The organism is Kitasatospora sp. NPDC023120 (genome assembly GCF_055560835.1).
Genome location: NZ_JBVHHY010000002.1, coordinates 375,074 through 389,464, shown reverse-complemented (window position 1 = coordinate 389,464; position 14,391 = coordinate 375,074). Strand labels below are relative to the sequence as shown.

Here is a 14,391-nt window from a genome sequence, read left to right as displayed (position 1 = left end):
TGGGAACGGCGCCGCTCAGGGCGGCACCGTCGGCGTCCGTGGGCAGCCGCGCGGCACGCCGCACCTCCCGGAGGAGCCGGGACGCGGGGTCGGGCGCGGGCCCGCGCCCTGGGGGCACGGCGGCGCTGGGCACAGCCGTACGGCAGGGCGACCTGCCCGTCGCGGGGGTTCCGGTGGCCGGGGCGGCCGGAGGAAAGCAGCGGCGGGCGCGTCAGCAGGCGGGGGCGAACGCCGGCGGACCGCGCCGGACGACGGCATGCGTGAGCAGCACCGACCGGGGTGGCCGGGCCCGGTCGTCGGCGGGCCGGGGCGGAGCCGGGGCCCGGTACCCGCAGGGGCGCGCGAACAGCGCCAGCAGCGGGAGCAGCAACGCCCCCGCGACCACGGTGGCGAGCGCGCCGAGCAGATCGAAGAGCCGGACCAGCGCCGCGTCACCGCGCCAGAGCAGCAGCGCGCAGGCCAGCGCGGCCAGCACGTGGGCGGCGGCCATCCCCGGCGACATGCCGTGGGACATGCCGTGGGACATGCCGGGCGTCATTCCGCCCGCCACGGCGTCCGACATCCCGTGCGTCACGCCGGGCGTCATGCCGTGCGTCGCTCCGTGGGACATGCCGGGCATCCCCGCCATCCCGGTCAGGCCGGTGTCCACGGCCATCCCGTCGGCGGAGGCGGAAGCGGAGGTGGCAGGAGCGCCTGCTCCGGCTGCCGCGTGGTGCATCCCCGCCATCGGGCGCAGCGCACCGGCGGCCGGCGGGGCATCCGGGTCGATGCCCGCCATCCGCGCCAGCTCGACCGGCGAGAGCCCGCCGGGCGCGTGGTCCGGATTGCAGAGCAGCAGGGCTGCCCAGTCCGTGGTGGCGAGCCGGCCGAGACCGCCGCCCCCGCGGCCGAGCGCCCCGGCCTGTTCGAACAGCTGGTGCAGCGCGGTCTGCGCCACGACCATCCAGGCGCTGATCACGCCGAGTCCGCGCCGTTGCCCGGCGAGCAGCCAGGTCAGCCCCAGGACCGCCGCGAACGCTCCGGCCAGCACCGTCGGCGAGACCCCGGATCCGGCCATGGCGACGTGCGCGGTGGCAGCCATCGCCACGCACAGCGCGGCGAAGACCGCGGCGCGCAGCAGGCGGATCCGGTCGGTCATCACGATGGCACTCATCGTCGCACCTGCCCTGCCCGGCCCGTACCGCACCCTCCGGTCATGGCCGGATCCGCACCGTGAGACCATGCCCGGCCCGCTCGACCGGAGGCGCGATCGACCGCGGACCTCCGGCGCGCCGACCCGAACAACCGCTCGTACGACCATCAGCGCGGTTTGACAAGTGGTCACCGCCTGCTCACTAAATGTGCACGAGCCGGTGCGTTGCGTACGAGCCCGTGCGGGTCCATGCGGATCGGTGCGTGCCGGAACGATGCGTCCAGAAGCAGGGAGGTCCGGCCTTGGAGACCCCGACGGAAGCCACCGAGCCCTTTGCCGAGGTTGCCGAGCCCGCCGTGCCGGTCACACTCACCGAGCCCGCCGGGTCGGTCACACTCGCCGAGCCCGCCGGGTCGGTCACGCCCGACCTCGCCGACCCCGGTTTCTGGCGACTGCCCGCCCCCGCCCGTGCCGCCGCCTTCGCCGAGCTGCGCCGCCGCCCCGGCCCGGTGTTCTTCGGCGACCGCGCCACCGGCAGGGGCTTCCACGCCCTGGTCCGCCACGCCGACGTGGTGGAGGCCAGCCGCAACCCCGCCGTGTTCCTCAGCGGCCCCGGCGTGACCACGCCCGCCCCGGCCCGCTGGGTCCGGCTGCTGTTCGGCGACTCGATGGTCAACCTGGACGACCCCCGCCACGCCCAGCTGCGCCGGATCGTCTCGCGGGCGTTCACCCCGCGCCTGCTGGGCCGGGTCGAGGAGGACGTCCGGCGGATCAGCACCGAACTGGTCGACCGGGTGGAGCGGGAGCGGCCGGAGGACTTCGTGGGCGCGGTCGCCGCCGAACTCCCGTTCCAGGTGATCTGCACCATGATGGGCATCCCCGAGCGGCCGCGCCGCGAGATCCTCGACCTGGTCAACCGCACCTCCGCGGACATCGGCGTGGCCCGCTCCCTGCGCGACCGGCTCCGCTCGCCCGGGCGCGGGCTGCGGGCTCTCGGCCGGATGCAGGGCATCGTGGCCGGGATCGGCCGGGAGCGCCGCCGTCGGCCCGCCGAGGACCTGATCTCCGCGCTGGTCACCGCCGACGTGGACGGGCGCCGGCTCACCGGCCGCGAGCTCGGCGCGTTCTTCACCCTGCTGCTGGTCGCCGGGGTCGAGACCACCCGCAACGCGCTCGCCCACGGCCTGCACCTGCTGACCGCCCACCCCGAGCAGCGCGCCCTGCTCCTCGCCGACCCGGACGGGCGGCTCGGCGGCGCGGTGGACGAGATGGTCCGCCACGCCACGCCGATCATCCAGTTCCACCGGACCGTCGCCGTCGACCACGAGCTCGGCGGACCGGGCGGACCGCTGCTGCGTGCGGGGGAGAAGGTCGCGCTGTTCTACGGCTCGGCCAACCGCGACGAGACGGTCTTCCCCGACCCGGAGGCCTTCGACATCACCCGCACGCCCAACCCTCACCTCGGCTACGGCGGCGGCGGACCGCACTACTGCCTCGGCGCGCACCTGGCCCGGCAGGAGATGACGGCGCTGTTCCGGGAGCTGTTCACCCGGCTGCCCGAGGCGCGCTCGGTCGGCGAGCCGGAGCTCGTCCCGTCCAGCTTCGACCACCGGGTCCGCTCGCTGCGCTTCACCTTCTGAACGCCCTGTTGAACGCCCTGTTGAGCGCCTTGCCGATTTCCCTGGTCATCGTCCTGCTGATCGCCGCGCCCACCGCGGTGCCGCTGCCCCGCTACTCGCCCGGCTCCCACACCGCGTGGTCGTGCGCGAACAGCACCCGGCGCGGCCCGCACTCCGCGACCCGGTCGAGCCAGGAGCGGTAGCCGGGCAGCGGCGCCGCCACGCCCTCGCGCGTCGCCCGCCGGGCGAGCACCGCCTGCCCGTACTCGGACGCGAAGTCGTACGCCTGCCCGGCCAACAGGACGGGTCCGCCGCCCGGGCGCTCGACCAGCAGCGACTGGTGGCCCTCGGTGTGGCCGGGGGTGGGCAGCACCCGGACGCCGGGCCAGACCTCCGCCTCCCCGTCGAGCTCGCGGTAGTCGGCGCCGGGGAAGTCGATCAGCGCGTCGATGGTGTAGCCGCCGCGCCGGGCGGTGGCCAGCTCGCGCGCCTGGACCAGCACGGTCGTGCCGGCCAGCAGCGGGTTCCCGCCGCAGTGGTCGAAGTGCAGGTGGCAGTTGACCACCAGGTCGATGTCGGCGACGCAGACCCCGGCCGCGGCGAGCGCCTCCGGCAGCGGGCGCCGGACCGGGCGGTAGTGCGCCTCGGTCTCCGGCTCACCGCCGCCGATCCCGGTGTCGAACAGCAGCAGCCCCTCCGGGCGCCGGACCAGGTACCCGAGCACCGGCTCCACGCGCGGCTCCGGGCCGCCTACCTCGGAAGCCGGCCGGACGAAGTACCCAAGGTCGAGGCGGCGGATCACGTGCACTTCATCCCCCGGCGTCCCGGTCGGTCTTCTGCCCCCGTACGGGTGGCCCCATCGGTCCCCCGCTTCGCACCCTACCCGCCGACCGGCAGCCCCGGTCGGCCGCTGCCGATGGCCGTGGCGGGCGTCACGGCGATCGTCCGAAAAGCGGAGCACAATACCGGGCATGACTGATCGTCCGCTGCCCGCAGCAGCCAGTGGTCCTGCCGGATCCGTCGGCGGTGAGCCCGCCGACCGTCCCGCCGCCGATCGTCCGACCGCCGATCGTCCGACCGCCGACCGTCCGACCGCCGACCGTCCCGCCACCGGTCGCCCGACCGACGATCGCCCGACCGCGCACGCCTGGGCGGCCCTCGGCGGTGCCCCCGAGCTGCTGGAGCGGGTGCGCTTCCACGGCCCGGACGACGTGCTGCCCTCCGGACTGCCGGTGCGCCGCCTCGCCCGGGCCACCGTGGCCGTCTGCTCGCTCGCCGCCGCCGAGCTCGCCGCCCTGCGCGGCGGCGGTCCGGTCCCCGCCGTCCGGGTGGACCAGGGCGCGGTGGCCACCGCCTTCGTCAGCGAGCGGCACCTGGCGGTCGACGGCCGGACACCCGTCAGCTTCGCCCCGCACTCGGGCTTCTGGCGCACCGCCGACGGCTGGGTCCGCACCCACGCCAACTACCCGCACCACCGCACCCGCCTGCTGGCCGCCCTCGGCCTCGCCGCGGACGCCGGGCCCGAACAGCTCGCCGAGATGCTCGGCAAGCTGCCCGCCGAACAGGTCCAGGAGCGTGCGTACGCGGCGGGAGCGCTCGCGGTGGCCGTCGCGCCGGTGAGTGCGACCATGCACCCCCTCATCGAGCACCCGGAGGTCGGCGCCGCCGGTGCTGGTGGTACCACCGGTACCGCTGGTGCCGCGTCCGCCCGTCCGCTCGGCGATGCCCCGGTGGACCGTCCCGCCGCCGGGGTCCGGGTCCTCGACCTCACCCGGGTGATCGCCGGACCGGTCGCCACCCGGACCCTCGCCCTGCTCGGCGCCGACGTCCTGCGCATCGACTCGCCCAGGCTGCCCGAGGCCGAGGACGCCCACACCGACACCGGCTTCGGCAAGCGCTCCACCCGCCTCGACCTCGCCGAGCCCGCCGACCGCGCCGTCTTCGGGGACCTGCTCGCCACCGCGGACGTCGTCGTCACCGGTTACCGCCCCGGCGCCCTCGACGCCCACGGCCTCGCCCCCGAGGCGCTGTTCGCCCGCCGCCCCGACCTGGTCGTCGCCCAGCTCTGCGCCTGGGGCTGGACCGGCCCGTGGGCCGGGCGGCGCGGCTTCGACAGCCTGGTCCAGGCCGGCGTCGGCATCGCCGCCCACGAGGCCGCCCCCGACGGGCACCCCGGCGTCCTGCCCGCCCAGGCCCTCGACCACGGCACCGGCTACCTCGTCGCCGCCGCCGTCCTGCGCGCCCTCACCGACCAGCGCACCCACCGCCCCGGCGGCCGCCACCTGCGCTTCTCCCTCGCCGGGACGGCCGCCTGGCTGCTGCACGGCATCGAACGGGAGGAACCGTCCGATTCGTCGGCGGTTCCGCCCGAGCCCTACGACCCGACCCGCTGGCTCGTCGAGACCGACTCCGCGTACGGGCGGCTGCGCCACGCCCTGCCACCGATCGGCTACGAGGGCGCGCCCGCCGACTGGTCGCGCCCGCCCGGTCGTTGGGGCACGGACGCGCCGGTCTGGCTCTGAGCCGCCCCGGGTGGGTCCGTGACCTCGGGCCCGGCCGGGTCCGCGACCCCGGCCCGGGCAGGAGCGTGACCCGGCTCCGGTGGTGTCGGTGCGGTCCGGCATCATCGGGGCATGACTGCCGCACACGCCACCGACTACACCTGGTTCGAGCAGCGCTACCCCGTCCTGGGTGAGGCCCACTGCCTCACCCGCGTCCAGGGGATCCCGGCTGACGAACTGCTGCGCCGCTTCGACGCCCTGCCCGGCCGCGAGGTCACCGGGCTGGACGCGGTGGTCGAGGCCTGGGAGGCGTTCGAGGACGGGGAGGACGAGGAGGTCGAGGCCCTGCTCGGGGAGGACGACGACCGGCTGCTCGTCGCCGTCACCGAACTGGACGGCTGGGCCCTCGCGGTCGAGCCGTACGGCTACCTCGGCACCCTCCACCAGGTCGTGCCCCGGCTCGCCGACGGCTGCCGGCTGGTCTCGCACTTCCGGAACGTCAACGCCGCCGACAGCTTCCACTGGTGGGAGCACGGCAGCTGCCGGCTCCACTTCGAGCCGCTCTTCGCCGACCAGCGGCACGGCTCCGACGCCGACGCCCCGGGCATCCCGGAGCTGCTGACGTCCTGCGGCTTCGACCTCGGCGATGAGCGGCACGAGCTGCACACCGAGGCCGCGTTCGCACTGGCCGAGCGGCTGACCGAGGTCCGGCTCGACCCGGAACGGCTGGAGGCCACCGCCTTCCGGCTGGGCTACGCCCCGCGCCCGTAGCGGCGGCGGGCGCCGTCGCCACGGCGCCCGCCCGCTCGGATCCTCCGCCTCGGAGCCCTTGGTTGGATCCTCCGGCTCGGAGCCCTTGCTCGGATCCTCGCTCAGGCCCCCGAGGGGATCTGCTTGGCACGGCTGCGCAGCTGGATCGCCGTCACGATCTCGATCAGGCCCAGGATCACGAGCCAGCAGCCGGCCAGTACGGCCAGCGCGGTGATCGACCCGACCGGCCAGACCATCAGGAGCACGCCGGCGACCGTGTTGGCCACGCCTGCGAAGACCTGCCAGCCGCGGGCCGGCATCTGCGGGTCGGAGATCGCGGCGGCGAGTTGCGTGATGCCGCGGAACAGCCAGCCGATCCCGATCCAGAGCGCGAGCAGCAACAGCGACCGCGCCGCGTCGCGGAAGCAGAGCAGCCCCAGCATCACGCAGATCGCGCCGCTGATGAAGGCCAGTACCCGTAGCGCGGTGGTGGTGTGGGTGCCGAAGGCGGCGACCAGCTGTACGACGCCGATCACCAGCAGGTAGAGGCCGAACAGCACGCCCACCACCAGCAGCGTTTCCTCCGGCCAGGCGAAGACCACGATCCCGAGGGCGAGTGAGACGAGTCCGGCGACCAGCAGGATCTGCCAGGCGGCTTTGGCGAGCATGCCGAGCGGGCCCCGGACCGGGGAACCGTCGGGGGTGATGATCGGAGAGACCACGGTGGCACAACTCCTCGGGCGGGGGGCAGGGAACGAACCCCAGCCTGTGCGCGCCGCCGCCGGAGCGCGCTCCGGATACCGCCGTCCGGGGGATCCGCTGCGGTCGGCTGAACGACATCCCCCGGACACTCGCCGCAGATCGAGCAACTCGACGGCGTCGCGGCGGTCGTGGAGTACTCCGGCATCACCGAGCTGACAGATTTCAGATGATGAAATCTGTCAGCTGTCGTCCGTCATCCGTCGGTCAGCGGTTGCTGAAGGACGGCGGGCGCTTCTCGGCGAAGGCCGCCATGCCCTCCTTCTGGTCCGCCGTGGCGAAGGCCGCGTGGAAGAGACGGCGCTCGAAGCGGACGCCCTCCGCGAGGGTGGTCTCGAAGGAGCGGTTGACGCTCTCCTTGAGCATGATCGCCGCCGGGGTGGACATCGCCGCGACGGTCTCGGCGGTGGCCAGGGCCTCGGCGAGCAGCTGGTCGGCGGGGACGATGCGGGAGACCAGGCCGGCTCGCTCGGCCTCCTCGGCGCCCATCATCCGGCCGGTCAGGCACAGCTCCATCGCCTTGGCCTTGCCGACCGCCCGGGTCAGGCGCTGCGAGCCGCCGATGCCCGGGATGACGCCGAGCTTGATCTCGGGCTGCCCGAACTTCGCGGTGTCCGCCGCCAGCAGGATGTCGCACATCATCGCCAGCTCGCAGCCGCCGCCCAGCGCGAACCCGGCCACCGCCGCCACCACCGGCTTGCGCAGCGCGCCCAGCCGGTCCCACGGACCCAGCCAGTCGTCCAGGTAGACGTCCGGGAAGGCGTTGCCCTGCATCTCCTTGATGTCGGCGCCGGCCGCGAAGGCCTTCTCCGACCCGGTGATCACCAGACAGCCGATCTCCGGGTCCCGGTCGAAGGCGGTGGCAGCCGCGACCACCTCGTTCATCAGCTGGGTGTTCAGCGCGTTGAGCGCCTTGGGGCGGTTGAGCGTGATCAGCCCCACCCGGCCCTTGCGCTCGACCAGGATCGTCTCGTAGGTCTCGGTCTCGGTCATCGCCGTCGACTCCCATTTCCGCTGCTCGGCGCCGCACGGGCGCGCCCTGACCACCCAACGATCTATGACGTGCCCCGCCTCGCGCCAGTCTTGACATGCGAGACGCCGGTCACGAGTCCGGTGGGTGCCGGGGCGGAGCCGCGCGACCCGTGGCGGCGGTGCGCGAGGGTGGTCAGGCCAGGCCCAGCTCGTCGCCCTCGCGCGGGGCGAGGACACGGGCGACGTCCGCCTCCGTCACCCCGGCGAGCGTGGCGGGCATCCACCGGGGGTTGCGGTCCTTGTCGATCACCTGGGCGCGGATGCCCTCGACCAGGTCGGGGCCCTCCAGCGCGGCGCAGGACACGCGGTACTCCTGGTCGAGCGCGGCCTCCAGGGAGGGGAGCGTGCGGGCGCGGCGCAGCGTGGCCAGGGTGGCCTTGACGGCGCTGGGGGAGTTCGCGAGGACCAGCTCGGCGGCCTCCTTCGCCTCCGGGGCACCGGAGTTCAGCAGGCGCTCGACGATCTCCTCGACCGTGTCGGCCGCGTAGCAGGCGTCGATCCAGTCGCGCTGGTCGGCGAGGACGGCGGGTGGCGCGGGCTCGGCGTGCGCGGCGACGACGGCGTCGACGTCAGCGGTCGTGAGCTCAGCGGTCGCGGTGCCGTGGGCGTGGGCGTGGGCGAGGGTGTCGAGCAGCTCCGGAAGCCGGGCCGATGGCACGTAGTGGTCCGCGAACCCGCACAGCAGTGCGTCGCCGGGGCCCATCGAGGCCGAAGTGAGCCCGAGGTGGAGGCCCAACTCGCCCGGGGCGCGGGCGAGCAGGCGACTGCCGCCGACGTCCGGGACGAGCCCGATCCTGGTCTCGGGCATCGCGACGGTCGACCGCTCGGTGACGATCCGGATCGCGCCGTGGGCGGACAGGCCGACGCCACCGCCCATCGTGATGCCGTCCATCACCGCGACGTACGGCTTCGGGTAGCGGGCGATCAGTGCGTTCAGCCGGTACTCGTCGCGGAAGAACGCCCGGGTGCCGGCCCCGCCCGCCGTCACGTCCGCGTGCATCGCGCGGAGGTCGGCGCCCGCGCAGAGGCCGCGCTCGCCCGCGCCGGTGAGGACGACGGTGTGCACCCGGTCGTCCGCGGCCCAGTCGTCCAGCGTCGCGCGCAGGGCGGTGATCATGCCGTGGGTCAGCGAGTTGAGCGCTCGCGGACGGTTCAGCACGATTCGTCCGACCCCGCGGTCCAGGACTGCCTGGACCTCTGCCGCCTCTGCACTCATCGGGCCCGCTTCCGTCCCCTCGGTGATGTGGAGTTCCGCAGTCCACCGTACCGGGGTGGGGCGGCCGTCCCGATCACTGGGAGGGCCCCCGGGGGCGGGGGGCTGCGCCGGGCGCGGTCGGTCACGGCCAGGCGCGCAGGGCGAGTTCGGCGATGCGGGACAGGTCGGCGGCGGTGGCACCGTCCCGGGCCTGCTGCGAGATGCCCTGGATGACAGTGGCGAGGTAGCCCGCCAGTGCCTTCGGGTCGGCCTCGGGCGGCAGTTCGCCCTCCTCCCGGGCCCGGCGCAGCCGCTCCTCGAAGACCAGCGTGTTCCCGTTGCGCAGCTCGCGCAGGTGGGCCTGGATTCCGGCGTCCTGGGCGGAGACGTTGGTGGCGGCGGAGATCACCAGGCAGCCGGCCGGGTGGGACGGGTCGGGGTAGATGGCGGCGGCCTCGCGCAGGATGCGGGCGAAGGCGCCGTACGCGGTGGACGCCCGGAAGAACGGTTGACAGCTGACAGATGATGAAATCTGTCAGCTGTCAACCGCCATCCGTCTTCTGTTCCGTCGTCCGGCGTCTGTCTTCCGTTCGCCGTCCGCCGTTATCCGCGGACCCGCCCGGTCACCTCGCCGAACCCGACCGCGACCCCGTCCGGCCCGGGCGCGGTGGCGGTGATGGCGACCTCGTCGCCGTCCTCCAGGAACGTCCGGGTCGTCCCGTCCGGGAGCTTCAGCGGCTCCTCGCCGTTCCAGGTCAGCTCGATCAGCGCGCCCCGGGTCTCCGGCTCCGGACCGCTGACCGTCCCGGAGGCGAACAGGTCGCCGGTGCGCAGCGAGGCGCCGTTGGCGGTCATATGGGTCAGCTGCTGCTGCGCCGTCCAGTACATGGTGGCGAACGGCGGGCGGGAGACCAGGTGCCCGTTCAGCCGGACCTCCATGGCCAGGTCCAGGCCCCACGGCTCCTCGCCCCGGTCGTCCAGGTAGGCCAGCGGCTCGACGTCGCGCTCCGGCGGCGTGACGCGGGCGTGCTGCAGCGCGTCCAGCGGGACGATCCAGGGCGAGATCGAGGTGGCGAAGGACTTGCCGAGGAACGGGCCGAGCGGCACGTACTCCCAGGCCTGGATGTCGCGCGCCGACCAGTCGTTGAGCAGGCAGACGCCGAACACGTGCTCGCTGAAGTCGTCCAGCGCGACCGGCGTGCCCAGCTCCGACGGCGTGCCGACGACGAAGCCGACCTCGGCCTCGATGTCCAGCCGGCGCGACGGTCCGAAGCTCGGCGCCGGGTCGGCGGGCGCCTTGCGCTGCCCGTGCGGCCGTACCACCGGCGTGCCGGAGACCACGACCGTGCCCGCCCGCCCGTGGTAGCCGATCGGCAGGTGCTTCCAGTTGGGGGTGAGCGGCTCGGAGCCCGGGCGGAAGATCCGGCCCAGGTTGGTGGCGTGGTGCTCGGAGGCGTAGAAGTCGACGTAGTCGGCGACCTCGAACGGCAGGTGCAGCTCGACCTCGTCGGCCGGCACCAGCGCCGGCGACAGCGCCTCGCGGAAGGACTCGTCCGTGAGCCAGGTCGTGAGGTCCGCCCGCACCCGGGTCCAGACCGGGCGCCCGGCCGCCATCAGCGGGTTGAGCGAGTCCGCGTCCAGCAGCGCCGACGGGGAGCCGACCGCGCGGGCGGCCGCCCCGGCGTCCAGCACGAAGTCCCCGACGCGCACGCCGATCCGGCGCCGCCCGGGCTGGTCGGCGGCGGTGAAGACGCCGTACGGCAGGTTGTGCACGCCGAACGGCGAGTCCTGGGCGCTGGCGAGCCAGCTGCGGGGGGTGGTCAACGGTCCTCCTGGTGCTGTGGAGCGGGCGACGACAGCAGGCCGAGCGCGGCCAGGTCGCCCAGGGGTTCGGCGATGCTGCAGGTACCGAACGCGGTGAACGAGTTGCGGATCACGGTAACCTGACGATACGTCAGTGCATGCACCGCCTTGGCCAGGACCTCGCCGTCGCGCTCCGCCAGCACCGCCGTGGCTGCGGCCGGGTCGGTCTCCTGCGCGGCCAGCAGCACGTTCAGGAAGCCGTGGTGCTCGAAGCCGGTCTCCGGGTCGGTGTGCCGGACGGCGTTGTGCAGCCCGGCCGTGCACTTGTACGGCAGTCCGCGCTGTGCGCAGCCGGTGAGGAAGGCGGCCAGCTCCGCCTCGTCCGGGAACGCCTCGGCGACCACCCCGCCGGTGCGGAACTTCGCCCGGTACGGGCTGTCCACCAGGACGTCCAGGACCGCGTCCAGCCCGTCCCCGCGCAGGAGTTCGCGCGGCAGCTCGACGGCGGCCGGGACGTGCGGCGGCAGCAGCCGGTCCAGCTCGGCGACCGCCTCGGCGGCGTCCCGGGTGGCCAGCTCGACGCCGGCGAGCTCGAACGGTGCGGCGGCGGCGAGCGCCGGTGCGAGCTCGGTGCTGCCCCCCGGCAGCACCAGCCCGACCCTGAGCGGGGTGCCGCCCGTCCCCGCCGAAACGTCCGCGCCGCCGGGCGCCACAGCTGCCGAGCCGTCCGCGCCGCCGGCCGCCACCGCGGCCAACTCGCCGAGCCGGCTCGCCCCGCAGAGGAACGGACCGACCGCCTCGGCGTACCAGGCCGCGCGGTGCGCGCGGTGCGCGGGCACCGCCTCGGCGACTGGCAGGTTCCCGGGCGGGAACACCGCCGCGTCGTCGAAGAGCCCGTGGAACAGCTCGGGGATCACACCCCCCGGAGGCAGCTCGCTCATCGCCCGGGCCCCCGACCGGCCCAGGTCCAGGCGTAGTTGTCGTCCTCGCTGGCCCGGCCGCCCTCGCCGAGCTCCAGCGGGCGGAAGGTGTCCACCATGACGGCGAGCTCGTCGAAGAACTCCGCGCCGATGCTGCGCTCGTACGCGCCCGGCTGCGGCCCGTGGGTGTGCCCGCCGGGGTGCAACGAGATCGAGCCCTGGCCGATGCCCGAGCCCTTGCGCGCCGCGTAGTCGCCGCCGCAGTAGAACATGACCTCGTCGCTGTCCACGTTGGCGTGGTAGTAGGGCACCGGGATCGACAGCGGGTGGTAGTCCACCTTGCGCGGGACGAAGTTGCAGATGACGAAGTTGTTGCCCTCGAACACCTGGTGGGCCGGCGGCGGCTGGTGGATCCGGCCGGTGATCGGCTCGAAGTCGCTGATGTTGAAGGCGTACGGGTACAGACAGCCGTCCCAGCCGACCACGTCGAAGGGGTGGTGCGGCACGGTGTAGCGGGTGCCCGAGATCCCGTGCGGGCCGCGGTGCTTGACCAGCACGTCGACGTCCCGGGGGGTGTCGACCACGAGCGGCCCGACCGGGCCGCGGAAGTCCCGCTCGCAGTACGGCGCGTGCTCCAGCAGCTGCCCGTACTTGGACAGGTACCGCTTTACGGGGGTGATGTGGCTGTTCGCCTCGATGCAGTACGCGCGCAGCGGCTCGTCGCCGGCCGGCACCCAGCGGTGGGTGGTGGCGCGCGGGATGATCACGTAGTCGCCCTGGCCGACCTCGATCGAGCCGAAGACCGTCTCGACCGTGCCGGAGCCGGACTCCACGTACACGCACTCGTCGCCGAGCCCGTTGCGGTAGAGCTCGCTGGGGGCCCCGGCGGCGACGTACGAGATCCGCACGTCGCCGTTGCCGAGGACCAGCCGACGGCTGCCGACGACGTCCGCGGACTTCCACTCCTGGCCCGCGAACAGTTCGTGCAGCTTGAGGTGGCGGGGGAGCAGCGGGTGGTTGGGCACCGTGGACTGGTCCGGCAGCTCCCAGGGCACCGCGTTGACCACCGCCGAGGGGATGCCCCGGTGGTAGAGCAGGGAGGAGTCCGAGGAGAACCCCTCCTCGCCCATCAACTCCTCGTAGTACAACCCGCCTTCGGGCGTGCGGTGCTGGGTGTGCCGCTTGGGCGGGATGCTGCCCAGCTGCCGGTAGTACGCCATCTCCGTGGTCCTCCTCGACCGTCCGTCAGAGCTCTCCGACGCTCACAGGTTGCCGCGTCGTTCCTGCTCGCGCTCGATCGACTCGAAGAGCGCCTTGAAGTTGCCCTTGCCGAAGCCCAGCGAACCGTGCCGCTCGATGAACTCGTAGAAGACGGTCGGGCGGTCGCCGATCGGCTTGGTGAAGATCTGCAGCAGGTAGCCGTCCTCGTCGCGGTCGACCAGGATGCCGCGCTTCTTCAGCTCCTCGATCGGCACACGGACCTTGCCGATCCGCTCGCGCAGCTCCGGGTCGTCGTAGTAGGCGTCCGGGGTGTTGAGGAACTCCACGCCGCGGGCGCGCAGGACGTCCACGGTGGTGAGGATGTCGTTGGTGGCGAGCGCCATGTGCTGGCAGCCGGGGCCGGTGTAGAACTCCAGGTACTCATCGATCTGGGACTTCTTCTTGGCGATGGCCGGCTCGTTGAGCGGGAACTTCACGCGGTGGTTGCCGCTGGCGACGACCTTGGACATCAGCGCGGAGTACTCGGTGGCGATGTCGTCGCCGACGAACTCGGCCATGTTCACGAAGCCCATGACGCGGTTGTAGAAGGACACCCACTCGTCCATCCGGCCGAGCTCGACGTTGCCGACGGCGTGGTCGAGGGCCTGGAAGAGGCGCTTGGGGGAGCCCTCCGGGTGCTTGACCTTGCTCTCCGCGACGACGTAGCCCGGCAGGTAGGGGCCGTGGTAGCGGGAGCGGTCGATCAGGGTGTGGCGGGTCTCGCCGTAGGTGGCGATGGCGGCGCGGCGCACGGTGCCGTTCTCGTCCGAGACGTCGTTCGGCTCCTCGAGGACGGTGGCGCCGGACGCGCGGGCGTGCTCGATGCACTTGTCGACGTCCGGGACCTCCAGGGCGAGGTCGACCACGCCGTCGCCGTGGCGGCGGTGGTGGTCCAGCAGCGCGCTGTCCGGCTGGACGCCGCCCTTGATCACGAAGCGGCAGGAGCCGGAGCGCAGCACGTACGCCTTGCGGTCGCGGCGGCCGGTCTCCGGACCGGAGTAGGCGACCAGCTCCATGCCGAAGACGACCTGGTAGAACTGGGCCGTCTGGGTGGCGTTGCCGACCACGAAGACGACGGCGTCCTGGGCCGTGACCGGGAACGGGTCGGTGGCCGGGTCGTGCTCGACGAGGCCGACGAGGCGGCGCAGCTGGTCGGCGTCAAGACCGGCCTCGCGCTCCTCGGGGGTCAACTCAAGGGCGTGGGACTGCGTGGTCATCGGTCGTTCCTCCACTTCGGGCCTCGGCTCTGAGGCTTCCGCTGGATCGCGGCCGCACCGCGGATGGGTGGGCGGTGCGGTTGCGGAGAGCTTGCTCCTGTCGGGGTGGTTGGGCAACAGGTCGGTTTTCCACTGCTCAATGTGTACAAGCTGGTCAGGAATTCCCGGCCGTCACTGCGCAAAATGTGCTGCCGACCGGGGGT

Annotated in this window: 13 protein-coding genes; 3 read left to right on the top strand and 10 right to left on the bottom strand. The window is 73.6% G+C overall.

The window, feature by feature from the left end:
- Positions 1-211: 211 nt before the first annotated feature.
- Entirely contained in the window at positions 212-1,153 is a 942-nt protein-coding gene (locus tag ACZ3TI_RS04340) for a hypothetical protein (protein ID WP_465723112.1), read from the bottom strand.
- Positions 1,154-1,584: 431 nt separating this feature from the next.
- On the opposite strand from ACZ3TI_RS04340, the gene ACZ3TI_RS04335 reads away from it, so the two are divergent.
- Positions 1,585-2,772, top strand: a complete 1,188-nt coding sequence (locus tag ACZ3TI_RS04335) for a cytochrome P450 (RefSeq protein WP_465723356.1) — start codon at positions 1,585-1,587, stop codon at positions 2,770-2,772.
- Positions 2,773-2,863: 91 nt separating this feature from the next.
- On the opposite strand, the gene ACZ3TI_RS04330 is transcribed toward ACZ3TI_RS04335, so the two are convergent.
- Positions 2,864-3,550 (bottom strand): N-acyl homoserine lactonase family protein, encoded by a 687-nt coding sequence (locus ACZ3TI_RS04330; RefSeq protein ID WP_465723354.1) that lies wholly within the window; start codon positions 3,548-3,550, stop codon positions 2,864-2,866.
- Between the two features lie 172 nt (positions 3,551-3,722).
- Between ACZ3TI_RS04330 and ACZ3TI_RS04325 the strand changes: the two genes are divergently transcribed.
- The gene (locus tag ACZ3TI_RS04325) at positions 3,723-5,273 is read left to right on the top strand and encodes a CoA transferase (RefSeq protein WP_465723110.1); all 1,551 of its coding nucleotides are present in this window, start codon (positions 3,723-3,725) and stop codon (positions 5,271-5,273) included.
- A gap of 111 nt (positions 5,274-5,384) precedes the next feature.
- Complete coding sequence (locus ACZ3TI_RS04320; RefSeq protein ID WP_465723108.1) at positions 5,385-6,023, top strand: DUF6461 domain-containing protein; 639 nt, start codon at positions 5,385-5,387, stop codon at positions 6,021-6,023.
- Positions 6,024-6,124: 101 nt separating this feature from the next.
- On the opposite strand, the gene ACZ3TI_RS04315 is transcribed toward ACZ3TI_RS04320, so the two are convergent.
- The 8 genes from ACZ3TI_RS04315 to hppD all read right to left on the bottom strand — a co-directional run bounded on the left by ACZ3TI_RS04315 (position 6,125) and on the right by hppD (position 14,188).
- The gene (locus ACZ3TI_RS04315; RefSeq protein ID WP_465723106.1) at positions 6,125-6,724 is read right to left on the bottom strand and encodes an HdeD family acid-resistance protein; all 600 of its coding nucleotides are present in this window, start codon (positions 6,722-6,724) and stop codon (positions 6,125-6,127) included.
- A gap of 244 nt (positions 6,725-6,968) precedes the next feature.
- A complete protein-coding gene (locus tag ACZ3TI_RS04310; protein WP_189913881.1) occupies positions 6,969-7,754 on the bottom strand; it encodes an enoyl-CoA hydratase in 786 nt (261 codons plus the stop codon).
- A 172-nt stretch (positions 7,755-7,926) separates the two neighbouring features.
- On the bottom strand, positions 7,927-9,009 hold the full coding sequence (locus tag ACZ3TI_RS04305; RefSeq protein ID WP_465723104.1) for an enoyl-CoA hydratase/isomerase family protein: 1,083 nt from the start codon (positions 9,007-9,009) through the stop codon (positions 7,927-7,929).
- Positions 9,010-9,130: 121 nt separating this feature from the next.
- Positions 9,131-9,451 carry a TetR family transcriptional regulator C-terminal domain-containing protein gene (locus ACZ3TI_RS04300; RefSeq protein WP_465723352.1) on the bottom strand — a complete coding sequence of 107 codons (321 nt, stop codon included), beginning with the start codon at positions 9,449-9,451 and terminating at the stop codon, positions 9,131-9,133.
- A gap of 140 nt (positions 9,452-9,591) precedes the next feature.
- Positions 9,592-10,812: a fumarylacetoacetase gene (fahA, locus tag ACZ3TI_RS04295; RefSeq protein WP_465723102.1), complete on the bottom strand. Its 1,221-nt coding sequence runs from the start codon at positions 10,810-10,812 to the stop codon at positions 9,592-9,594.
- Positions 10,809-11,732 (bottom strand): hypothetical protein, encoded by a 924-nt coding sequence (locus tag ACZ3TI_RS04290; RefSeq protein ID WP_465723100.1) that lies wholly within the window; start codon positions 11,730-11,732, stop codon positions 10,809-10,811. Before ACZ3TI_RS04290 ends, fahA begins: the two co-directional genes overlap by 4 nt.
- The gene (locus ACZ3TI_RS04285; protein WP_465723098.1) at positions 11,729-12,931 is read right to left on the bottom strand and encodes a cupin domain-containing protein; all 1,203 of its coding nucleotides are present in this window, start codon (positions 12,929-12,931) and stop codon (positions 11,729-11,731) included. Before ACZ3TI_RS04285 ends, ACZ3TI_RS04290 begins: the two co-directional genes overlap by 4 nt.
- 42 nt (positions 12,932-12,973) lie before the next feature.
- Positions 12,974-14,188: a 4-hydroxyphenylpyruvate dioxygenase gene (hppD, locus tag ACZ3TI_RS04280; RefSeq protein ID WP_465723096.1), complete on the bottom strand. Its 1,215-nt coding sequence runs from the start codon at positions 14,186-14,188 to the stop codon at positions 12,974-12,976.
- Positions 14,189-14,391 lie beyond the last annotated feature (203 nt).

Bases quoted from the DNA above. Each gene is read 5' to 3' on its own strand.
- ACZ3TI_RS04285 (WP_465723098.1), bottom strand. From the start codon at position 12,931: ATGGCGTACTACCGGCAGCTGGGCAGCATCCCGCCCAAGCGGCACACC.
- ACZ3TI_RS04325 (WP_465723110.1), top strand. From the start codon at position 3,723: ATGACTGATCGTCCGCTGCCCGCAGCAGCCAGTGGTCCTGCCGGATCC.
- ACZ3TI_RS04320 (WP_465723108.1), top strand. From the start codon at position 5,385: ATGACTGCCGCACACGCCACCGACTACACCTGGTTCGAGCAGCGCTAC.
- ACZ3TI_RS04290 (WP_465723100.1), bottom strand. From the start codon at position 11,732: ATGAGCGAGCTGCCTCCGGGGGGTGTGATCCCCGAGCTGTTCCACGGG.
- ACZ3TI_RS04310 (WP_189913881.1), bottom strand. From the start codon at position 7,754: ATGACCGAGACCGAGACCTACGAGACGATCCTGGTCGAGCGCAAGGGC.
- ACZ3TI_RS04340 (WP_465723112.1), bottom strand. From the start codon at position 1,153: ATGAGTGCCATCGTGATGACCGACCGGATCCGCCTGCTGCGCGCCGCG.
- hppD (WP_465723096.1), bottom strand. From the start codon at position 14,188: ATGACCACGCAGTCCCACGCCCTTGAGTTGACCCCCGAGGAGCGCGAG.
- ACZ3TI_RS04305 (WP_465723104.1), bottom strand. From the start codon at position 9,009: ATGAGTGCAGAGGCGGCAGAGGTCCAGGCAGTCCTGGACCGCGGGGTC.